This is a genomic window from Microbulbifer mixtoriginis (SeqCode) (assembly GCF_052466715.1).
In genome coordinates this window covers 663,136-686,964 of sequence record NZ_CP174288.1, presented here as the reverse complement: position 1 = coordinate 686,964, position 23,829 = coordinate 663,136, and the positions used below count along the sequence as shown (strand labels likewise).

Below are 23,829 nucleotides of genomic sequence, written 5' to 3'. Positions count from 1 at the left end.
TTAAATTATTACTTATTATTTTCTCTCTTCCCATCTGAGTAATCTGGTATACCTGCTCGATATAAAGCAATCGCTTTTCCTATGGATTTACAGATCTTCACACCATTATTATCAATATAAAGCCCCACATCACAATTTTTTCTTATAATTGGTATTGCATGTGTCACGATAATAAAGTTAGATTTTCTTCGTTTCTCAGAAATAACAGCTTCACATTTACTTCGAAAGTGAGCATCACCCACCGACATTACTTCATCGACTAAATAAACATCAAAATCCAACGCAATACTAAGTCCGAAAGCTAATCGAGAACGCATACCTGAGGAGTAATTTTTTATTGGAGCATCAAAATAGTTACCAATTTCTGAAAACTCTCGGACTAGGTTCATTACTTTGCGTTTCTCTTCTCTCCAAACACCATGTATTCCACAAACAAAAGCAACATTCTCTCTACCTGTCATACTCCCTTGAAATCCACCGGATAATCCCATAGGCCAGGATATTCTTTTATCTGTTACAACTTTTCCAGAGTCAGGGTAGTCAATCCCGCCCATAATTCTTAATAAAGTCGACTTACCTACTCCATTTCTTCCTAGAATTCCTATATTTTTTCCTTCTGGAAAATTAGCGTTTACATTTTGAAAAAGGATCTTTCGCCCATGAGGCGTACGATATGACTTGGTAAGGTTTTCTAACTTTATCATTGACTTCTCACCAAGTCTCTCCAATAAGCCCTGTAAGTTAACAACCCCAAAGCAAGCATACCCATTGAAGAAAAGATCAAATATTGGAAATTAGAAAATTTACCTTCGTAGGACGCAAATAAACCTTCTCTTGTTATTTCAATAACATGTAGTAAAGGGTTCCATAGTAAATACTGGTGATACTCCTCTGGAATTTGCTCCAGGGAAAAAAAAACCCCAGAAATAAAATATAGAGGTCTATTCACTAGTGGAATAACTTTTGAAATCTCAGGATGCTTTTCACCAAGCACACATAACACCAAACTAAGACCAAAGCAGAAACAAAAAAATAAAATATTTACTTCAAATAACAAAAGTATATCCCCAAAAGGAACAAAAACTCCCACCCAAGCAAGTATAATCATTAGAACCAACATACAAAGTATGTAAACTGAAAATTCTAAAAAGACTCTTGCTATTACAGTATCAAAGGGTCTCAACTGACGATAATTGAATAAACCACGATTGGATGATACAGCCGCTATTCCTTTTGATAAACAGTGACTAAAAAACAAAAAAGGCGCAATACCACCGAGCATAAATAATACAGTAGGGATACCTGGATAAAAACTTCTTCCAATTAAATTGAAGATGGTTGCCAACACCATTATATGTAAAGCAGGCTCTAGTAATGCCCAAGCATAGCCGAGCCGCCACTTACCGAAGCGGGTCTTCATCTCGCGAATAAGGAGTGAATATATCACGTCCCGTTGGATCTGCCAGTTTGAGCGTTTGGCCATAGGGTTCATAGATAATATTTCTTGAATATCGTTCTATATAAACACTCTTATTATTGTGAGTGATGCTAAGGGTACACATATATATAGCGAATATTCCTGATAATGCCACCAAAATCTCAATTTGGCGCAACGCTCTACCAGAATATACCTTATTAGCTCCTTGGGGATTTTTTATGGCGTGGTTGTGATCTTTATGGGGAGATATTTATGATGTAGAAATTTTTTATGCCTAACTGGTATTATCGTACTCTATTCTATCTATAAACCCCTTAAATGGTGTGACTCTTAAAACAACTTAGAAAGTGTGACACCTCGTTTCTAAAAGATTTATGAATCAGCAACCACCCGCATAGCGGGTGGTATGGTGAAAGCCCCCAGAGGGGGCTAGTTACAACCCCGCTAGTTGAATCTGCTCTTGCCGGCATTCTTCGACCTCTTGATTCTTGATGTACTCTCGAATCATCTGCTCATCAAGCCCCACTGTACTCACGCAGTAACCCCGAGCCCAAAGGTGTCTTCCTGTGAAATTTCTCTGTACATGCTTGTACTTTCGAAATATCTGGATCACAGATTTCCCTTTCAGAAACCCAACCGTATTGGAAACACTAAACTTCGGAGGAATCATTAACAGCATATGAATGTGATCCCTCATTGCGTACCCCTCGACTAACTCAATGCCCTTTTGACGACATAAGTCTCGGAATATTGCTCCAATCTCCCGCCTCAATGTCCCAAATAACGCTTTCTTTCGATACTTGGGCACAAATACCACGTGGTACCTGCAATAATGTTTCACGTGAGCTTGGCACTGCCAATCTCGCATATGGCCTCCTTCTAGAACTTGCCCGTTCATGGAGGCCATATTTTTACTCTGCACGCCGGAACGGCTGAGCCTTGTCAAGTCTCACCGCCAGAGGCGTTGGTTTACCTGTGTGTTAATTAATAATATTTATGATAGAAATTTAGAGCCAGGATCTTTTCATCAAAATTTTTCTTTCCACTTAGCGCTAAATTTAAAATATAGCTCTATTTAAACTTTTTAAGTACGGTAGAAGAAATCACCATAAATAAGTACCATTATTATGCACCTAGATTAAGCTTTAAGGATTTCATAATTTCCTTTAGATCATTGCTAAACATTAAATACTACATTTAATAATTAGCAAATAACAATAGACTAAAAATTTGAAATAGTTTAACTTTTTAACTAACAATAGTTTTTGTTTTTAAACCAAAAATATCGGACTAAAATAATTTAGTCCATTACCGAATTTTAACTATGCGAGTGAAAAGTCTTCATGCACAAGTGTCAAGTTTGGGTTATAAGCTGGGTCTGAATCCAATTGATTACCCCAATAACTGCGCATATATTCAGTCTCTTTTTGAGCTCGACGCCTCTTAACGAGTGTATTATCAGCTCCACGAGATACCGACTCATGATGGTAGAGTTCTGCATATGGAGTCCAAAGGTTTCTATATCCTGCTTCTCGAACCTTTAAACATAAATCTACATCGTTATAAGCCACAGGTAAACTTTTTTCATTCAATCCTCCAACTTCCTCAAAAATTGTTTTTTTCACTAATAAGCAAGCACCTGTGACAGCTGATAAATTTTGTACTAGCTGTAGTCGTGAAAAATAACCATAATCGTGCTTTTTGAAATATTTATGTGAGTGTCCAGCAACCCCTCCGATCCCAAGAATTACACCGCCATGTTGAACCGTATCATTTGGGTAATATAATTTAGCACCTACACAGCCTATATCAGGTCTACAGGCATGGCGAACCATTTCACTCAGCCAATCCTCATTGATGGGCTCTATGTCATTATTTACAAGACCTATCAAATCACCATTTGCCTGTTTCACTCCAAAATTATTAATCGCTGAATAGTTAAACTTATGATCCCAGGAGTGGACGGAAACTCTAGGATCAGAAACTATATGCTTAAAGAAGTTTAAAGTATCTTTACAGCTACTCTGATTATTTAGAATTAAAATTTCAAAATTCTTGTAACTTGTTTTACATAAAATACTCTCGATACAAGATTTAAGAAAATTAAATCCATTCCTTGTAGGAATTAATAAACTTACTTTCGGAGGTGGAGAAGGTATTTTCCATTGTATACGATAGGTATTTGGAGCTGCACCGTAATAAACTTCTGCAGATAATTTTTCTTCTTGGATATAATTCCTTATGGAACGTAAACCTGCATGTTGAGTATATTTTTTATTTTTTCCACATAGTGCAGTTGATCCTGGGGTAGCACGCCAATGATAGAGTATTTCTGGTATATGACTCACCAAGTTAGAATTTAGATAGGGCATACAGCGCAGCAGTAGGTCATGATCCTGACTTCCCTCTACACCCTCACGAAATCCATTAATTTTTTTTATTAGTTCATTTTTTATCACAACAAAATGGCAAATATAGTTATGAGAAAGTAATAGATCAGGGTTCCATTTAGGCTTGAAATGAGGTTCAAATCTTTTTCCATCTTGATCAAACTTATCTTCATCTGTATATGCAAGCAAAATATCTTTGTCCTTATTAAGAGTTTGAACAACAGATAAAAGGGCATTTGAATTAAGCCTGTCATCTTGATCTAATAAAGCAACATAATCACCCTTGGCTAAAGCAAGCGCACTATTACTAGCTGCAGAAATATGTCCATTTTTATCGCGAAATACAATCTTAATCCTTTCATCCATTTTAAGGTATTTCAGAAGAGCGGCGCGAACTTCTGGGCCATTCGAATTGTCATCTGCAATGCACAACTCCCAGTTACTATATGATTGCTCAGTAACAGAATCTATTGCCTCACTTAAAAATTTTAAAGAAGGATTATGAACCGGCATTATGATAGATATTAGTGGTTTTGCGTAATTTTTATGAGGCTGATCACCCTTACTATCACCATAAAATTTCCACTGCCGATTACTCAACCATCGGTTATAATCTTGACTAAAACAATGTCTAAGGAAAGTATCTGAATAATAATCTAATGCCGCCTGGTATGTTTTTTGTTTTCTTTTTTTCGCTTCTTTTCTAATAATGGACCATATTGTTTTTTTATTATAACCACGGAATAAAAGATGCGTATTCGATAATTTTTTTAATATTCTATCAATGGCAAACCAAGGTGCTAGTCGGACCAAATTTAATCTGTTTGGTAAAAAATCTTTTTCGATTCCATAAAACTTGATCGCATTGACTCTGACCACCTTTGGAAAGTAAACAATTCTTTTGCAAAGTTTTCCACTGAGAATAGTAAGTTTGCTTGAGCAAATAGCTTCGAAATTTTCGTTTTGGCTGAAAACAAGCTCTGCTGAGGCAAATGATGAATCATGCGTAACATTAAATTCAAGCATGTACCAGCCAGATATTTTTAATTCTCTACCAATGGGGATTATCACATCTTCAATTTCAGAAGGAGAAAATTTGTTTTTTGAATCACCATTGGCAACCAAATCTTGCTGGATTTTCACCCTTTGCAATAGGTCTATTTGGAATAAAGTCTTGATCATTTTATATGTTGATTCAATTTATATCAGATGGATTTAAAATATTAGACTGGGAATTATCTCAGCAAAAAATTTCTAGATACATTGCTTTTTTTTGAAAAAGAAATCATTTGTTATCTATCTCGGCTATAATGTTTAGCATTTAGATTTACTACTGATTAGCCAAGGCTAATTCGTATAATTTATTATCATATTTAATTAGAGGTGAGACAGACTCGATTAGTTCACCATTATTAAAATCGAATCCATAATCAAAACTGTTGACATTTTCTTTTGGTGTACTTATCCAGTCATCGATAATGCCAGCCTTATCGGCGAGTATTCGAATCGAACTTTCAAATCTTTCTGTAATACCGACGAAGTGAAATTTTTTGAAGTTTTCTAAAGCTTTATTAAAATCATTCTGACTATAACTGGATGAGCTACAGCCTGAATGGAAGTATCGTGACTGACAATTATCGAAAAGTGGTCTTTCGGAAGGTTTTAAAGTTTCCACAAATTCCGACATGTCCTCCGGACTGGTGAAATCCAAGTTTTTTAATCTTTGTGATATTTTATGAACTATTGGTGGATGGCTAGCTAGGAATTCTGCTTTTTGCGGCTCAATTAAATGCCTTACCCAATTAAGGTGTGAAACTAACTGTTTTAAGGGTGATCTTAAGATGGTTGCAAGATAAATATCTTGCCTATCACAAGCTAAGTGTGGAAAGTAATTATTAAAAAATGATTCGTAACCTATATGACCTGAAATATATCTTAACCCCCTCAGCGATTTAGGATTATTTTCACCCTCAATATGAACAGCCGAATTTTTATCACCTAAGAATTGTACAAAAAATCGGTTTGTAGAGCTTCCCGCTGTCTTTGCAATATGCATAAAAAATATTTGTTTATTCACAAATTTAGGACGACTGGGTTTTAATTCTCCAACATCTATCATCATGTTTACTTTTGCAGGATTATTTAGTCTCCGGCCTATATTTATAGAAAAACCACAATTACCTGTAGGGTGAAGTCCGCAATCAATAATATCTTTACGTAGTTCTTTGGCTACAATATAATATTCTTCTTTATCAGTAGTTACTTTAACAGTTACAGGTGAGTTATTTATTTTATTTAGTGCCCAACCATGAATAACTGGTCCCCATTGATTATCAAGAGCTCCAAGAAAGTTTCCGTTTTCTATCAAAAGCTCTTCTGATTTTTTTGGGGAGGTTGCTTTAAAAAAAGTCATATTTACCTCTTCTATACACTCTATTAGGTAGTTCTAATTATTATTAATCCTAATCGAAAAATCTTCTTTAGAGCGTGTCAAATTAATATTGTAGTAAGGATCATTTAATATATAATTTCCCCACTTCTCTAATAGCTTCTCTTTTTCGGAGTTGAACCTAGTAACCTTTTCATTGGAATCTTCAAGTCCTCTAGATTTACTTTCGTGGTGATAAAGTTCTGCAAATGGTGTAAAGATGTTTAGATAACCGGATTCGAGGACTTTTAAACAAAAATCGACGTCGTTATAGGCAACAGCAAACTCTTCATCCAAGCCGCCAACCATTTCATAAATTTCCTTACGTACAAATAAACAGGCACCCGTCACTGCGCTTAAATTTTGGCGCACTTTTAGTCGATTGAAGTACCCTTGACTGCCTCGTGGTAACCCACGATGAGAATGAGCCGCGTATCCACCAAGCCCCAAAATCACCCCCCCATGCTGTACTGTATCATCTGGATAGTAAAGTAGGGCGCCGACACAACCATATTTAGGCTGTTGGGCTAGTGAAACCAACTCCTCAATCCATTGTGGCGTGATTATCTCTATATCATTATTGATTAAACCAATAATTTCTCCACGAGCATGGGATGCTCCAAAATTATTTATTTCAGAATAATTGAAAGGCTTATCAAATTTTAATATCTTGACTCGTGTGTCATTCTTTTGTATTTCAAGGAACCAAGATAAAGTTTCGCGTTCCTTACTTTGATTGTCTAAAATTAATATTTCAATGTTTTGATAAGTGGATTTGTTCAGAATTGAACTCACGCAGGGGGCTAAAACATCAAGCATATCTCGGGTAGGAATTAGTAAACTAACCAGTGGATCCTTCTCTATTGTATAATCAATCCGATAAAGATTATCATCTTTGGTTAGTTGAGCATTTCCTGATATTGCTGAAGTATCTAAATAATTTTGTAGTGCCTTTTGTCCAGCAATAGAAGTATAAGACTTTTTCTCGGAATCCAGAGCAGTGGAGTTTTCATGTGCGCGCCAATGGTAAAGTACCTTAGGAATATGGATAATATTCTTATCAGTAGTTTCAGCTGAAGTACGAAGAAGTAGATCATAATCTTGTGAACCTTCCACTCCTGCTTTTTCACGAAACCCACCGACTCTCATCAATAGTTCACGGCGATATATAGTCAGATGTGTGACATAATTATGTGAAAGTAATAATGCTGGATTCCAGTCGGATTTGTAATGAGGAGCAAATCTGCGCCCTTTATCATCAATGAAATCTTCATCAGTGTAAAAAATGTCAGCCTCAGGATTTTCTTGTATACTACTTACAACTTCTAATAAGGCATGTGGAAACAAACAGTCATCATGATCCAAAAAAGTGACATATTTACCTTCTGCTAATGCTAAAGCTGTGTTACTCGCGACACATATATGTCCATTTTTCGCACGTTGAATCCAACGAATACGCTGATCCTTAGCTGTATAATTTTCTAGAAGCTGCGCTACTTTTGGATCACTAGATTTATCATCTGCAATACACAATTGCCAGTGTGGATATGATTGCATCACCACTGAATCCAGGCACTCTTTGAGATACTGAATCGGGGGATCAAATACCGGCATTACAATGGAAATCTTTGGCTTAGAAACCAATAATCGTAATTTTTTTTCGACATTATACGCTGTATAGTACGATTTTTCTTCCAACAATTTTACATCATAATCATTTAGCAAATCCTGTGAGAACAGAGCATTATATTCGTACCAATATTCTGGATAACTAATTGCTGTAGCCAGTTCCTCTGATTCATATTTTTTGGCTCTTACAAGTTTTCTTGCCATAATCTTTCGTGAGAAGCTTTGTGTAACTTTAGCTAGTACGAAGTGATCTATTTTTATTTCTAAAGGGAAATCAGCAGGATCAAAACGTAGAGCCCTAACACTATTCGGAAAATAGCATAGCCTCTTGGTTAATTGTCCGGTTTTAACTGACAAGAAAAAGCTCTCGGCTTCTTTAAATCCTTGCCCATAGTCAGCATAGAGTTTGGTGGGTAATACTGGAACGGATGATTTTGCCATAATTTCTAGCATATACCAACCTCGAAGAAAATCACATCGCTCAGGTCTTACTTCAAAAGCCGGATCCTTTCCAGTACATGCATAACCACTTGCAATGGTTTCACAATCACTTATGGGCTCTAATTTACATTTTTGACGGCGATTAAGCCATAATTGAAATTCAGCAATGAAAGGGTATGCGATGCCCATTGTAATTCACTATATATTTACAGAATATTATTTTAAATCATTCACAAAAGATGTATGAAGGTCTATTGCCAAAAAGCCTAAAACTTATCAAAAAATAAAGATTAAATTTTTAAAATATAGGGTCTGTAAATTGGGTTATTGATTTTTTTTTAGGCGACTTAAATAGTTCAGAAAATTCCACCTTCCTTTCATGATTAAAAAAAGATTGGAACATATCTGTCCCTAATTCCCTATGCATTAAACTTAGCATTTTGCAGCACTCAAAACTAGCGCTGACATTTTCATTATTTAATACTAAATTAGTGGCACCTATGAATGTTGAAAGTTCTTTTACCCAATCCTTACAGTCAATATCCAATAATTTTATCTTATAAGATGATTTAAACCTATTATAGAAAAAATCCAGATCACATTTGAGCATTTTTTTGTAAAACGAATCGAAGCTATCACTTAAATCATGCCTAAAAACTGCATGGCGCCAATTAGATTTAATAAATGCATCTTTGTCGCGACGGATTAGTAAAAATTCAATGTCAAAATCTGGAAAATATGATACTAGTTTAGACAATTGTATTTCATTACAATCAGCCAATCGTTCTGAGCTTAGAAAGATTGTATTTATCGAGTCTTTAAATTTTAACTCACAGATCTCATTTATGATTTTTTGGAATTCATTTTCTGCCCATTCATCATCAAACCACTGGCGTGTCCAATCATCAACTCCTTTTATTTTTAATGGTATTGCTAAATGTTCCGTATCATGAACCCCACTTTCTGGAAAATATACTTCTTTAGAATTTTTAACGGCTTGTTGGATAGATGTTGATGCACATTTAGGCATGCCGACATGAATAATTAATCTTTTCACTTCAGTTACACCACTTTTAACCAAAAAGAAATCTTGTAGAAATTTCAAGGATACAGTAATCAGTATCAATAAGATTAATATTATTTATTGCCATAGGATCCCAGTAAAAACTACAATCTTTGAATGTGTTTGCATATAAATATGTGAGATTTCTTTTTTCATAAATACTTGAGTGGGAGTCGCCGAAAATAGTGACTTTAGCCTTAATTGGGGCTTCCTTATTATGAAATGACTGAAATGTATCTCTCAAAGGATTTGCGAAATTTTTACATCCACTTGTTAAAGTTACTGAATCGCGAGCGAAGTTTGGGAGCAAAAATTTAATAGGGTTTATTACATCATGATCAAATTTAGAGGATAAATCTGCATAATAATCATAAGGAACAAGCGAAAATTCTTCAGTTCTGAAGGAACTGATAAGTCCAAATTGCTCCAGGGAGGAAAAAAAATATGTTATGTAATCACGTGCTAATAAATGTGAATCGTAATAACGATAGTTTTCAAGCCTTTTATCAACTACGTTTTTTAAGGGATCCAAGTGATAAGAAATCGCACCTCTTTCATTCCTTAATTTTTGTCGCCATAAATCTATTGCAATGGATGTATTGTCTAGTTCTTCGTCACCAAAAAAACGTAAGACACTATCTTTTTCTGGTATAAGAAATATAGACAATCGATCTGTTTCTATTTTATCTAATATCCTATTGACCTGCATACTCCAGACTTCAAGCTTTTTTGAAAGGTTCTTTATCGTTTCAAAGCGCTTCAAAGCCCAATTATTACTGCCTAAGAATATTACAGGGCACTTGCCATATAGAATCGCACTTTCATCTTCAGAGATAAAACTTTCTAAACTTTCAGCTTCTGGAAATTCATCAAGATATGCCTTCAAATAAAAGCTTAAGGATTTCCTCATACCATTAGAAAACAAAGAATTATCATCAATATATTTTAATGCTTCTTTGGGGTTGGTGGATCTCACCTGTTTTAATAGCTGTGATTGGTTTAGGTTCATTAAGTATTGTTCTATCTAATTATATGTATAATGGAAATTCGTTGTGAATTTATTTATTATAAATCTTTATTTTTTATATTGTTATTGATTGGCATAAACATCTCAAATAATATAATTCAAATATAACCATATGCCCAATATCTATTCGGTAGCCCTTCTATCTGATTTAAGCTGACTTGTCTTCCGTACCAGGACCAAAGCTCGTATACTTCCGTGTTATCTACTGCATATCTCTCCGTCATCTTTCGTCCTGTTGGTCCTAGCTTAGTAAAATGAAAGAATTTAATAGGAGATCCATTCACCCATATCTTTCCTTCCTGATCTATTGAAATTTCTCTTTGGCTGAGATTCCAACTTGCGACATTAAACCCAGGATCACGAATAATTTTCACACTATCAAAAAAAGCGGGGACTAAATCACACCATTTTTGATCTGTAAACATTCCATTAGGAATATCTTCCTTACAATACTTATAAAGCCTATCTCTCCACCATTGCGCAAAGCGTACACCCTCACTCTTTGTTCGAATCGCAACAAAGCCAAGATTGTAAACCCCATGCTTCGAAGATGACAATTCATTATCGTGAATGGCAACCCAGTCTTCCGGATCTTCTGGAGTGAGCTGATGTGGCGTTAGTAGTATTTGATTACTTTCTAACTCCTTACAAATGTCTGACAATTCCCCGAATACTACTACATCAGGATCCAGGTAAATAACTATGTCATAGTCTCGTTGTGAGAGATAATAAAGTGCAGCACCTTTTACAGCTGTGCACGCTTCTACAATATTGTGTTTTCTTATCCACTCCTCAAAGTCAGGAATACCTAAATCTTTACTCCATATAATGCTATTAAAATTCTCATTTTCTAGATCGAATTCTACATTTTCTGGGGGTAAATCCGTCATTAATGCATGAAAATCCCACTCAGGATGAAATCTCTTAAGGGAAGCCGCTAGAACTCTCGCTTTTGCAAGATAACTAAATGTAAAGCTTGAAAAACATGCAACTCTCATATTAACTCCTAACTCAAATCCATTGACATTTTGCTATATATAGGTTTTGAATATGACCTGCCCGATAACAACGACTCAGTGATGCCAGCTTCCAATAATTTGTTTACCTCGTTGAAATCATTAAAAATAGCTCCTGAATTATACTGAGCAACAAAAGCCGATACATTACCTGCGTCAGAGTAGGTTATTACTTTTGCTCCGCCAGCTACTGCTTCATAGGCCGTAAAGCCAAATGTTTCCGGAGACTTTGCTGGAATAAATACGAGATCTAAGTTACTTTTTCTAACAGCCCTAATCATTGCTTCACGATCATCAAAAGTAGCCTTTGCCTCTACAAATTCAATAGGTAATAGATTTGGATTTTCATGCGCCAAATGAACAAATTCATATCTTTCATCACAAATAAACTTTTTGACTAATTTGGCGAAATCTCCCCACCCTTTAAGATATGCAGGAAAGCCTAGGAAACCTATTCTAATCACACCGCCAACATGATCAGGCCTTATGGAATCTAACTCTAATGATAGATGTTCAATAACCCTATTTGATTTCATCTTTAGACTCGATTTGGATCTCCATAAATCTAAGGTGAATTCCGATGGTGCAACTACATTCATATCAATTGAGTTAAATAATTTCTCTACCCTTTTGTAGTGTTTCTCCCTACGAGAGCCGTGAATACAAATTGAACAAGCTTGACTCGTTTGAGAAGGCGCACCACAAAAAACTACATTATTTCTTAGTAAATTATATCCTTCGCAAATAGAGAGATAATCATGTAACCAGAATATTGTATGAGGCCTATTAACTGCTATTAATAACTTCTCAATGATTTCAGCGCTGTGGCCATGTAAAACATGTATTATTGGTCTGAATTCTGCATTGATTTTTTTCAAACATAATTCCAATAACTCCCAATTTACAACCCCTTCGTATATTCCATTAATTGAAAGATGGAACAAAAATTCATTTCTCTTTTCAGCCATAAATGGTAGCGGCTGTACAGGAGCTAAGTGTAGATAACCAAAACCTTGTTTATTAGCCTCCTGTTGCTCAATTGCCACGCATTGTTGGACGCCACCTAGATTCTTCAAATAAACATCATGGCTAAAGGAAAGATAATTAACCTCATGGAGACTTACTGAAAACAAAGTTTCTATTGCTTCTTTTGTCATTAGCTCCACAGAAGTATTCACTACCCAAGTGTTTGCTATTTCATCCGCTGTTCTTATTGTAAGGATCGTGTTGGCAACGTCTCCCCCTGGTTGATCTGAGTACCTACGCTCGTTTTTGCCCGAAACCAAATAATGATAAAAAGGGTTAACCCCAGCCTCTTTCACATCTGGATTATCTGATAGATAATATGTTGAGTTAAAATCGGGTGTCGGCCAAAATCCTTTATTCCATCCCTCAAGTACATAGTGTTCAACAGGGTCTACACCCAAAGCCTTAACCTCTGGATACATTTTCAAGTAAAAGGCACTATTAAATTGTTGTTTAATAGTTTCAATGATAAATTTTACTTCTTCATTTTTTGGGGCTTTAGCAGCTACTTCCTGAAGAGATCTCCCTTCAGCTCTCCCTGCAACTACATAATGATAAAAAGGATTTACTCCTGCTTCTAAAACATCTTTATTGGCTGACAAATAGCCTTTTGTGTTAAAGTTTTCTGCAGGATTTCTCCCCTCACTCCAGCCCTGTACGATAAAATGATAAAGCGGATCTAAATTTGCCTCAGCTACATCAGGGTTAGCATTGAGGTAGTATTCTCTGTCAAATTCTTTATCTAACACCTCATATATATGATTATATTGGTCGTCAGAATTAGAATATATTTCTTCCTGCAGATTAGGATTATAATCTATATATGATTCACTATGACTATTAACACTTGAGAGTTTAGAGTGTTTATCTTCTTTACCCAAAGAAAGCATCCGACCTTCACTCTTTCCTTGTGCAATATAATGATAAAAAGGATTTATTCCTGCTTCTTTAACATCAATATTAGCTAAAAGATATGCATTGATAATAAAAGTTGAGTTTGGATTCCTACTTTCTTTCCAGCCTTCAACAATAAAATGTTTTATTGGATCAACACCAGCTCTTCTAACATCAGGATTGTTTTCCAGGTAATAGGAAGGATCAAACTCTTTAACTATTATGTTTAGAATATGTTCAAAACTATCTGGAGTTAGATCTTTTAATGGGAACTTGATTGGACGAGGATTCAAAAGCTGTTCACGACCATAAGTAATATAATGAGCAAAAGGGTTTAACTCTCCATTGATTACTCTTGAGTCACCGCACTCTGTTATATAAAAGTTAGTTTCAAAGTAACAATTGGGATTTCGACCTTCTTTTGCCCCGAATCGGATATAGTGATCTATTGCTGATATTTCAAAATTCAATACATCTGGATTCTGTTTCAGATAGTATTTTTCATCAAATTCATTCTCTATCAGAATTTTATTTTTTCTTAGATCTCCGACAAAATTTACCTCTTTAGCTTTATTAATCAGGAGTTCTTTATTTGAAAAATACTCTTTTACCTTCCCTTTCAAATTCAACATACCCACCCTCAAACCTTTATCCTGCATTAAATCAACGATTAATTCTTAACTAATATCTATCGGGAATTTTTCCACCAATTTTCATTGGTTAAAAACCATTTGATGGTTTTATTGATACCACTTTCGAACGAAAATTTTGGCTTATAGCCTAAATTTTCTAGCGATTTTGATGGATCAATAGCGTAACGTCGATCATGCCCTGCTCGATCAGTAACAAATTTAATCAAGTCTCCACACCGGCCCTGTTGAGCCATTTTAGCTTGGGGAAAACGATCTGCCAGCTTTGTATCTTTGATAAATTCTTCATTTATTGAGTTGCAAATAAGCTTTACAATGTCAATATTTTTCCATTCATTAATACCACCAAGGTTATAGCATTCGCCTAGACATCCTTTTTTTATTACCAAATCAATCCCAATCGCATGGTCCTCTACATACAACCAGTCGCGAATTTGTTGGCCATCACCATAAACTGGCAACGGTTTATTCTGCAAAATATTTGTGATTATTAGTGGTATCAGTTTTTCCGGAAAGTGGTAAGGGCCGTAATTATTGGAGCAATTACTGGTGGTAACCTTCAGTCCATAGGTATGGTGGTATGCACGCACCAAGTGATCTGACGCAGCCTTACTAGCTGAATAGGGGCTATTGGGTGCATAGGGTGTGGTTTCGCTAAAGGCGGGATCCTCAGGGCCTAAGGTTCCATAAACTTCATCAGTGGAAACATGGTGAAAGCGGTGATTGTCTTTATTAATCCCTTCGTCCAGCCAGACTTTTTTTGCTGCCTTGAGCAGGCTATGAGTACCGATAATATTGGTTTCAATAAATGCGTCTGGGCCACTGATAGACCTATCGACATGACTTTCCGCTGCAAAGTGCACCAATGTGTCAATTCTGTTCTCTTTGAGCAGCGTTTCTACCAAGTGCGTATCGCAGATATTACCTTGGCAAAAATAAAAATTAGCATTTTCCGCTACCGACTCCAAGTTAGCCTTGTTACCAGCATAAGTTAGTGCATCTAGAACGACTACCTTATCCTGTGGGTAAGTGCTCATCCAATAGTGGATAAAGTTTGCGCCTATAAAACCAGCACCGCCGGTTACCAGTAAATTACTCATTTTTTTGACAATTCTTTTTTGGATTTTAGAAAACTAAAAGCGTATCTTTACAAGATTAAACTTTTAGTTCTTCAGTAGTTTCTAGTGTCTATTCAGTGCATGCGCCTTTCACCCGTGTGTCACTTCATGCATATGGATGTCTACTAACATAAAGGACAGCATGATCTGAATTTTTTATGACGCAGTCTTTTCCTGTAAAACTTCGCGTAAAACCCTGCGCCAATGCTGTGGTTCAAGCTTCAGATCATTCACCAATTTAGACTTATCCAGAACACTATAAGCTGGCCTAGCTGCGGGAGTAGGGTAATCTGAGGTATTGATTGGCCTAATTTCTACATTTTTCGCTTCTGCTAGTAGCCCAAGCTCCTTGGCTTCTTCATAGATTGCGACAGCAAAGTCGTACCAACTTGCAGTACCAGCATCCGTACAGTGATAGATACCCTGTAAATTTGGCTTGCCTATCAATGTAAAGATTGTCTCAGCCAATGTTTGGGTGCTCGTAGGTGTACCTATCTGATCCGCCACTACACCCAATTGATTACGTTCACGCATAAGCCGAAGCATGGTGTTGGAAAAATTAGCTCCGTGGGCACTATAAACCCAGGCAGTCCGTAAAATGATTGCTTGTGGCAATACACTTTGCACGGCATCTTCACCGGCAGCCTTACTTTCTCCATATACCCCTAATGGACGTAGGGCATCTTGCGGTTGATAAGGTGTAGAACTCTGGCCATCAAATACAAAATCTGTGGAAATATGTATTAAGCGTATAGCCATTTCGCGACAAGTTTTCGCCAAGTTTTCTGGACCTGTCGCATTAGTGGCGAAAGCTTGCTCTCTCTCTGATTCCGCCTTGTCTACCGCTGTGTAGGCAGCAGCATTGACGAGAGTATCTGGTTGGTACTTATTAACAGCTTGCATAACCTGATCACTATCTGTGATATCCAGGTCGTTGCGGCCTAGTGCTATCAGATCAATACCGGCTGGTTTGCGTTTTTGCAACTCCCTTGCCAGCTGGCCATTCTTACCGGTTACTAGGATTCTCATTCACTTATTCACATTGAATTGGGTTAGGCCAGTGGTACCCGGCCCTAATAGTGGAAACTAGCAGCGATAAAGCCTGGCATTCAGAATTATATACCGGGCCCCACTGATAGTTTATGGCTATACCTTTAGGTATAGGTCTCGTCTGCAACGAGCCGTTACTGGAAAACAATCGCATCTTTTAGATGTTTCCCCTCAGCATCTTTCGCTGAGAGCTTGGGCGCTTGGCCATTAATCAAGGGCCATTCGATCGCCAGATCAGGATCATCCCAACAAATGGAATGTTCATACTCAGGTGCGTAGTAATCGGTACATTTGTAAACGAACTCTGCCTCAGCACTAGTAACATAGAAGCCATGGGCGAAGCCTTCCGGTACCCAAAGTTGACGTTTATTTTCTGCTGAAAGCGTCACACCAACCCACTGGCCGAAAGTTGAGGAGCTTTTACGCAAATCGACCGCAACATCAAAGACCTCACCTTTTGTAACGCGCACTAACTTACCTTGTGTTTGCTTGGTTTGATAATGCAGACCACGTAGTATGCCCAAGGTAGACTTGCTATGGTTATCCTGGACAAAGACTCTATCTGCACATTCCTGACTGAATAAATCTTGCCGAAAAGATTCGAAAAAGAAACCACGCTCATCACCAAAAACCTTTGGCTCCAGGATTTTCACATCAGTTATTGCAGTTTCTATCACTTTCATACTGTGTATTTCTTGATTATTAACAAGGCAAAGGAAAAAGGATGTTGTGCTAGAGAACAGCGGTCAATCGATGCTGAGTTAGAGCAGAGGTCTCTCCAGATTCTAGCAACAAGCTCATTAAATATTCGCCATAACCGCTCTTCAAGAGTGGCTGAGCCTGCTTTTCCAATTGCTCGGCACAAATAAAACCTTTGCGATACGCCACTTCCTCAGGGCAGGCAATTTTCAGCCCCTGACGCCGCTCCATGGTTTGAACAAAATGCGCAGCCTCAAGCAGGTTGTCATGGGTTCCGGTATCCAGCCAAGCACTGCCACGGCCCAATAACTCTACATTCAGTTCATCGCGCTCAAGGTAGATATTGTTGATATCGGTAATCTCCAATTCCCCGCGCGGGCTGGGTTGCACCTCCCTGGCCAAGTCGCAAACTTGATTATCATAAAAATACAGGCCTGTTACCGCATAATTAGATTTTGGACGGGCCGGTTTCTCTTCTAAGCTAACGGCTTTGCCTTCCTGATCAAATTCTACGACGCCATAGGATCTTGCATCGGCAACACGGTAACCGAAGACCGTAGCACCCTCTTCCCGCTCATCTGCACGCTGCAAGATCTGACTAAAGTGCTGGGTATAGAAAATGTTATCCCCCAACACCAAAGCACTCTTGTTGTTACCCACATGCTCACGACCAATAATAAAAGCCTGCGCGAGACCATCTGGGCTCGGTTGTATCGCATAGCTGATATTAATTCCCCATTGAGCACCATCTTCCAGCAAGCGTTGATATAAGTACTGCTCTTCTGGAGTCGTAATGATCAGTATGTCTCGGATTCCCGCCAGCATCAGAGTTGTCAGCGGGTAATAAATCATTGGCTTATCATAGACCCCCATCAGCTGCTTACTGACTCCCCTGGTAAGAGGATATAAACGGGTACCGGAGCCTCCAGCCAGAATAACCCCTTTTCTGGTTGAACTTCCCTTTATGATCATCTTTTTCTCCTTGGAGCTATATATTGCTCACTACTTTCGTCTTCTCCTCTTCTTTTTTATCTAAAGGTTATAAAGAAGAGGAGTCCCCCATACACCTTAGAAAGACAAAACTGCAGCTGTACCCACTGCTATACGATAAAGAATTTCTGTGACATCTTTAGTCACCTGTAGCTCACTGGAGCGCACTTCTGGCATCACCATTATTTCATCGCCAGGGCGCAAGATATCTTTCAGACGGTTATCGAACTTACTTTTTTTAACCCGGCTGATAGTGCCATCCAGGTGTAGGATCACCAGTTCATCTTGATTAGCGTTATTGGAGAAACCGCCGGCCATTTCAATATAATTTTCCAGTGTGTGACGCGCATTAAATACCAATGATGTGGGGAAAATCACTTCACCTACCACTGAAACCGTCGAGTTCTTCAGCGGCACCACCAGCTTGTCACCATCTTCAAGCAACATGGTTCCAGCATTGGGATTGTTAGCCAGTACCACTTGACCACGGGGTTGTGCTTTTCGTGCCTCAGCAATAAATTTTTGAATCATTGCCGCATTTTCAGACTGAGCGCCTTTTTCTAATTCAGTGTTTGGCTGGCGGGTAAGAACTTCCATTTGAAGTGCATCAAGGGAGCGTTCTAGTGCTGCACGCTGCTTCTTAGCCACGCTCTTACGATATAGCTGCACTGCAGATTGATCGGCATTACCGCGATACTGGAGCTGCGACAAGAGATCTTCCAGGGTTGCGCCGTAGGGAAGCACATAGCTGGCAGGGCCATCCAATTCACCACTTACGCTAACGGATATCGATTTGATGTCATTATCTCTAACCAACTCAACTCTGGCCCCAGGATAAAGCGCTGTATTCAGAGCTTCCTCTAGAGGTAAATAGCTGGCTTGCTGCTGATCATCGATCACTTGGGTAATACGGGCAAAATTAGCCTGAGGATCTGGCTTGGTAACCAGTAACATCTCCCCTAACTGGGTATAAGGACCGTTAAATTCAATTTGTGCGGCCTGTTGCACCGCGCCTTCGATAGAAACGGCTCCGTTACGTGCTCCAATAACAATGGCATCACCATTACGCAGCTGCAATGCGGGCATGCTGCCCTCGGTAAGGAAGTTATACAGATTGACTCTTTGCAATAGTTGATCACCACGTACAACTTTGACATCTATAAAGCTGCCACTATCGCGATCAATACCACCGGCACTATCCAGATAGTAGAGGATGGAGTCAGAGGAGTATCCATTATATAAGCCTGGACTTTTCACATAGCCAGTTACAAATACTTTGACTGGCTGACTCGCTTCTAGATTGGCATAGGCGCGCACATTTTTCTTAAATACGCCTTTAACCTGGCGCAGAACAAAATCATTGAGTTCGCCATTTTTCACGCCGGCGACATGTACAGGCCCAACCTCAGGTACAAAAATATTACCCTGGGGGTCCACGGCCAGGGTTGCGCTAAAACTATAGGCACCCCACAGCTGTAGGTTAATCTGATCACCTACGGTAATACGATAGTCTGGGTTAAAGCCACTAAAGGGCTGATCTTTAAAAGCACCTTGGAATAGGGACTGACCAAAGACCGGCACATTGGATTTGGGAATCTCTGTAGAATCATTCTTATCCAATAGTTGGGTTTCCAGGGCCTGGGCATTTGGCAAGGCAACGCCTGTCAGTAAGCCCAGTAACACCCCAAGAATTTTTAGTTTTTTTATGATCATTTTTTCGATCTTTTAGTTTGAGTCTCTATGTATAAAGTCTAGATTTTGTTTTCAATAATCCAGCTTTTTTAGCTTATCCCCGGTACTTCACCGAGAGGCAATAACCTTTCTAGATCCTGTGGTCGCGAATACTGGATACCAGCATTTTCACAATGCCATAAATTAATAGCAGGATAATTGCCAGGCTAGCGAGGTTATAAAGTTTGCGTGGATATTCCGCTTTCTCAGCCAACGATGGCTGGCTGACAACCATTAAGTGCTTCAGCCTTCCGGAGGCCTCCATTCGCGCGGTCTCCAAAGCTTTAAGAGATGCGGCGTAAGCATCGGTGGCAAACTGAAGATTCAATTCCAAATTCTGAAAGTATGCACTCAAGCTGTTGAGGCGCTGTTCTCCTTGAGCGTCTGAGACACCTACAAGGCGTTCCTTCTCTTCAGCTATTTGCCCCTCCAGGGCATTGATTTCAGCTTGCATAGAGACAACTTGAGAGGAATCAGGATTAAGGTAGGTTTTGGCCGCAGTCAGCTTGGCACGCTGCTCAGCAAGTTTCGCCTCCAATCCTTGAATAATGCCGCTGATGCCTTTGGTCAGCTCTTCCGGGCTGACTACCTTATTGCGGTTTTGAAAATCGAGAATTTCCTGCTTGGAGGCGCGGAGTTTATTCTGCGCCAACTCCAGCTCACTTCGAACAAAAGCCACTTGCTTGTCGGCCAGCTGATTGCTAAGAGCATTCACGAAATCTTCAGATTTCTGGGTAACGGTCTCAACTAATCTGCGTGCAAATTCAGGCTCAAAAGCCTGCGCTTCGATTGTAATAATGCCCGTAGACTCATCGTAACCAACCGCAATATGTTCGCGGTAGTATTTCAAGTAATCTTCCTGGGTGGCCTCCGAGCCGAGACTTGAGAAGATGTCGTAACGATCGCTCTTGTAATAATCACTCAACTGTAATGTCTTATCCAGATATACCGCCATATCCAGAGACTGGATATAGTTGACCACTAGGAAGGCATCCTGATTGTCTGCTCCCACCCCTGGTAACAGGAAGCCAAGTGAGGATGACATACCCTGGCTGGAACCATTATCTTTTACAATAAGCTGGGTACTACTGACATAGCGATCCGATACAAAGAAAAGATAATAGGCAGATACAAGAAGTATAGGCAGGCCAACACAAAGTAGTAATCCATGCCAAGGGCTCATGCGCGAGCGACCTGCTCCAGGTTGCGGCTGCGGTTCATTCGCAGCAAAACCTGTAAACAGGTCTTTTACAACCTCGGCGGTTCTTTTTAGTGCGCCACTATCGGGCTTAGTCTTTTGCTCTGTATCGAGCTGCATATTTGTTTCCATTGTCTATGCCTTAAGTGCCTGTGCGGCCCTGTTCTGTGGTTGCACCTTGGGCTTGGGAATTCCCTGCTGATAAACTTCTATGGCTTCGTCTACGGTATCGTATATCCGCAGCCCTTCCGGCCCGAGATAGATACCAACGTCGCAATTCTTTTTCAGTTGCGGCATTGCATGGGCCACAATAATAAAATTGGCTGATTTGCGTTTCTCGGCGATCACCTGTTCGCACTTATGTTTGAAGTGCGCATCACCGACTGACATCACCTCATCTACTAAATAACAATCGAAATCCACAGAAATACTCAGGCCAAACGCCAGGCGGGAGCGCATACCGGAAGAGTAAGTCTTGACCGGCGCATTAAAGTAGTCGCCAATCTCGGCAAAGTCCTGAACCCTATCCAGTACCTTCTGCCGGCCCCCTCCCCAAATTCCATGGATTCCACAAATAAACTCGGCATTCTCTCGCCCTGTCATACTGCCCTGGAAACCACTTGCCAAGCCCATAGGCCAGGAGATGCGCTCGTTGGTTATGACCCGCCCATAATCTGGATAATCAATGCCACCCATTATCCGCAACAGGGTCGATTTGCCAGCACCATTGCGCCCAAGGATGCCGATATTCTTGCCCTCTGGGAAAACAGCATTCACATCTTTGAACAGCACCTTGCGACCATTCGGCGTGCGAAAAGACTTAGTCAAATTGCGCAACTCAATCATTTGCTGCGCACCAAGTCTTGCCACTGACTGCGGTAGACCAGCAAGCCAAAGCCGAGCATGACCAACGAACTGAAGGCCAGGTAAGACAAGTTGGCAAACATGCCGTGGTAGCTACTGAACAATCCTTCACGGGTTAGCTCGATCACATGAAGCAAGGGGTTCCAGGCGAGATAGGGGTGGTATTGCTCAGGTATCTGCTCGAGAGAGAAGAATACCCCTGACATAAAGTAGAGTGGTCGTTGGATCAATGAACCAAATTTTGACATCTCAGGATATTTTGCACCGGCTACGCAAAGCGCCAGACTCATACCGAAGCAAAAACACAGATAGAGAATGTTCACAACAACCAACAAGAGAAAATTGTTAAAGCTCGCAGATATACCAATCCAAGCCAGTACCCCTAGCAGCGCCACCAGACTTACCAAGTAGATTACAAACTCCAGCATCACCCGGCTTACAACCGCATCAAAGGGGCGCAGCTGGCGATAATTGAACAGCCCGCGGTTAGAGTCCACAGCTGCCATAGACTTACTAAAGCAGTGGGAGAAAAATAGAAACGGAGCGATGCCAGCGAGCATAAACAACATGGTGGGAATTCCGGGATAGAATTCTCGCCCAAGGAAGCTAAAGAGAGCTGCCAGGACCATGATATGCATGGCTGGCTCTAACAACACCCAGGCATAGCCCAGCTTCAACTTGCCGAAACGGGTTTTCATCTCGCGCACAAGCAGTGCGTAGATCACATCCCGCTGGATCTGCCAGACAGTGCGCGAAGTTGTTGGGCCCATAGCAGCTTTCTTGAATAACTGTGAACCAGTCCCCCTCTCACAAGCGTGGAACTGAGATAATGGTTACAAATCCGTTTGGAAGGATTTACTTCAAATAGCCGAGTGATACCTGATAGAAATTCACTCATCTTAAGTATGCGAGCGGCATAGCTTACACAATTGGATGATGACTCCTCCTGAGTGCATCACCAGCCTTATTGGTCAGCGCGGCATGTTAACGCGGCGATTGATCTACGTCACACTAAATTAATTACGCGCCATTACGTGAATCCCGCCTGATAACTTGCTTTCTTACAAACCGCAGAACTTACACAGATTAAAAACCAGTCTCAATGTGCGTCTGGTGCCTGTCATCAATGGGCAAACGAGTAGCCTTCCCTTAACTTACTTTGTGAGCACTTACCCCTCTAAAGCCACAACGAAAGCACAGTATTATTTTTATACGAATCGAACTGATTTTATACGCATCCACAAAAGTGATACGAGAAGTTCTTAAGGATTTACCCCCCCAAACTTGAAAGATAATTTTTAAAAATCGTACCCCAAAAATAGTGGAATGGCCCAGCATCCAAGACTTGTTCAGAACATCCTTAGAAAAATGGAACTTGTACTACAAGTAAATATGAAAGGAAGCAGGCTAGCGCTTAATAGGTATGTTAGCACTCACAACCCACTTAAAAGTCATGCTGACCACATATGCCCGCAAGTAATCAGTACGGAAACCCTCCTATCGATTAAGAAGCAAGATTTACAGACACAACTCATTTCCGAAATTGACTTGAAACTGTTGTACAGTTTTCATGAGGTGGGTAGGCCGAGCACCTTGAACTTGGCCATAGTTTGTAGTGAAATGCAAAACACCCGTTAGCTTGCAAAGGCATCTACGCCAGCTATCAAAATTGTGAGTATACAAACGAAGCCATCTAGCAACTTCGGAGCATGTGGGGATCAAATCTTATAGCTCTTTCATGTTCTGCTCCTAACTTAACAGCTGGCTCCACTGATACTTACCCCCAATGAAGTCAAACCCTCAAGAAAGAAGTCGTTCATGATTTCTAAAAAGTGTGTGTCGATGACATAAAAAGCACGGCTCAAATCTTTCATATATTCAATTTTCAGCAGCTGCTACCCACAAAGAATCATCACTTCTGTGTTACCACCTGAGTAGAGACATGCGGTCAACTTTGGCCAACTCAGAAGCGGACTAAGCCTGCTGGCTGAAAGCAGATAAAGCAGTAGTCGAGCAAGGAAATGGTCAGACCTAAAAAGCCCCGCCCCCGTATGGTGGGCACTACCCCACTAACGGACAACCTCTACCCGGACCCGCGCCACAGGGAAAATACTGTTGCTATCGCCGCCCGGATGGCTCCAACAAGATCTTCAAAGCATCCCCTGAAGATGCCCTGC

Annotated in this window: 18 protein-coding genes; all 18 read right to left on the bottom strand. The window is 39.7% G+C overall.

All coding sequences use genetic code 11. The features are described from left to right. Positions 1–8: 8 nt before the first annotated feature. Positions 9–704, bottom strand: a complete 696-nt coding sequence (locus ACJJH9_RS03160; RefSeq protein ID WP_444924276.1) for an ABC transporter ATP-binding protein — start codon at positions 702–704, stop codon at positions 9–11. Next, complete coding sequence (locus ACJJH9_RS03155; RefSeq protein WP_444924275.1) at positions 701–1,492, bottom strand: ABC transporter permease; 792 nt, start codon at positions 1,490–1,492, stop codon at positions 701–703. The genes ACJJH9_RS03160 and ACJJH9_RS03155 overlap by 4 nt, the downstream gene beginning before the upstream one ends. A gap of 379 nt (positions 1,493–1,871) precedes the next feature. Beyond that, complete coding sequence (gene tnpA, locus ACJJH9_RS03150) at positions 1,872–2,306, bottom strand: IS200/IS605 family transposase (RefSeq protein ID WP_444924274.1); 435 nt, start codon at positions 2,304–2,306, stop codon at positions 1,872–1,874. A gap of 454 nt (positions 2,307–2,760) precedes the next feature. Beyond that, on the bottom strand, positions 2,761–5,010 hold the full coding sequence (locus ACJJH9_RS03145; RefSeq protein ID WP_444924273.1) for a glycosyltransferase family 2 protein: 2,250 nt from the start codon (positions 5,008–5,010) through the stop codon (positions 2,761–2,763). 148 nt (positions 5,011–5,158) lie between these two features. After that, positions 5,159–6,241, bottom strand: coding sequence for a hypothetical protein (locus ACJJH9_RS03140; protein ID WP_444924272.1), 1,083 nt, complete (start codon positions 6,239–6,241; stop codon positions 5,159–5,161). A gap of 33 nt (positions 6,242–6,274) precedes the next feature. Then, positions 6,275–8,515 (bottom strand): glycosyltransferase family 2 protein, encoded by a 2,241-nt coding sequence (locus ACJJH9_RS03135; protein ID WP_444924271.1) that lies wholly within the window; start codon positions 8,513–8,515, stop codon positions 6,275–6,277. A gap of 109 nt (positions 8,516–8,624) precedes the next feature. Beyond that, positions 8,625–9,383: a hypothetical protein gene (locus ACJJH9_RS03130; protein WP_444924270.1), complete on the bottom strand. Its 759-nt coding sequence runs from the start codon at positions 9,381–9,383 to the stop codon at positions 8,625–8,627. A gap of 16 nt (positions 9,384–9,399) precedes the next feature. After that, positions 9,400–10,398, bottom strand: coding sequence for a hypothetical protein (locus ACJJH9_RS03125; RefSeq protein ID WP_444924269.1), 999 nt, complete (start codon positions 10,396–10,398; stop codon positions 9,400–9,402). A gap of 116 nt (positions 10,399–10,514) precedes the next feature. Then, a complete protein-coding gene (locus ACJJH9_RS03120; RefSeq protein WP_444924268.1) occupies positions 10,515–11,414 on the bottom strand; it encodes a glycosyltransferase family protein in 900 nt (299 codons plus the stop codon). 8 nt (positions 11,415–11,422) lie between these two features. Further along, positions 11,423–13,984: a glycosyltransferase family protein gene (locus tag ACJJH9_RS03115; protein WP_444924267.1), complete on the bottom strand. Its 2,562-nt coding sequence runs from the start codon at positions 13,982–13,984 to the stop codon at positions 11,423–11,425. 56 nt (positions 13,985–14,040) lie between these two features. Continuing rightward, a complete protein-coding gene (rfbB, locus tag ACJJH9_RS03110; RefSeq protein ID WP_444924266.1) occupies positions 14,041–15,102 on the bottom strand; it encodes a dTDP-glucose 4,6-dehydratase in 1,062 nt (353 codons plus the stop codon). 174 nt (positions 15,103–15,276) lie between these two features. Then, positions 15,277–16,149, bottom strand: coding sequence for a dTDP-4-dehydrorhamnose reductase (rfbD, locus tag ACJJH9_RS03105; RefSeq protein WP_444924265.1), 873 nt, complete (start codon positions 16,147–16,149; stop codon positions 15,277–15,279). A gap of 155 nt (positions 16,150–16,304) precedes the next feature. Further along, on the bottom strand, positions 16,305–16,853 hold the full coding sequence (gene rfbC, locus ACJJH9_RS03100; RefSeq protein WP_444888125.1) for a dTDP-4-dehydrorhamnose 3,5-epimerase: 549 nt from the start codon (positions 16,851–16,853) through the stop codon (positions 16,305–16,307). A 49-nt stretch (positions 16,854–16,902) separates the two neighbouring features. Then, positions 16,903–17,841 (bottom strand): glucose-1-phosphate thymidylyltransferase RfbA, encoded by a 939-nt coding sequence (rfbA, locus tag ACJJH9_RS03095; RefSeq protein ID WP_444924264.1) that lies wholly within the window; start codon positions 17,839–17,841, stop codon positions 16,903–16,905. Positions 17,842–17,937: 96 nt separating this feature from the next. Next, positions 17,938–19,572, bottom strand: a complete 1,635-nt coding sequence (locus ACJJH9_RS03090) for a polysaccharide biosynthesis/export family protein (protein ID WP_444924263.1) — start codon at positions 19,570–19,572, stop codon at positions 17,938–17,940. Positions 19,573–19,681: 109 nt separating this feature from the next. Continuing rightward, complete coding sequence (locus ACJJH9_RS03085; protein WP_444924262.1) at positions 19,682–20,908, bottom strand: KpsE/RkpR family capsule polysaccharide export protein; 1,227 nt, start codon at positions 20,906–20,908, stop codon at positions 19,682–19,684. Positions 20,909–20,923: 15 nt separating this feature from the next. Further along, on the bottom strand, positions 20,924–21,634 hold the full coding sequence (locus ACJJH9_RS03080) for an ABC transporter ATP-binding protein (protein WP_444924261.1): 711 nt from the start codon (positions 21,632–21,634) through the stop codon (positions 20,924–20,926). After that, positions 21,631–22,422, bottom strand: coding sequence for an ABC transporter permease (locus tag ACJJH9_RS03075; RefSeq protein ID WP_444924260.1), 792 nt, complete (start codon positions 22,420–22,422; stop codon positions 21,631–21,633). Before ACJJH9_RS03075 ends, ACJJH9_RS03080 begins: the two co-directional genes overlap by 4 nt. Positions 22,423–23,829: the final 1,407 nt, after the last annotated feature.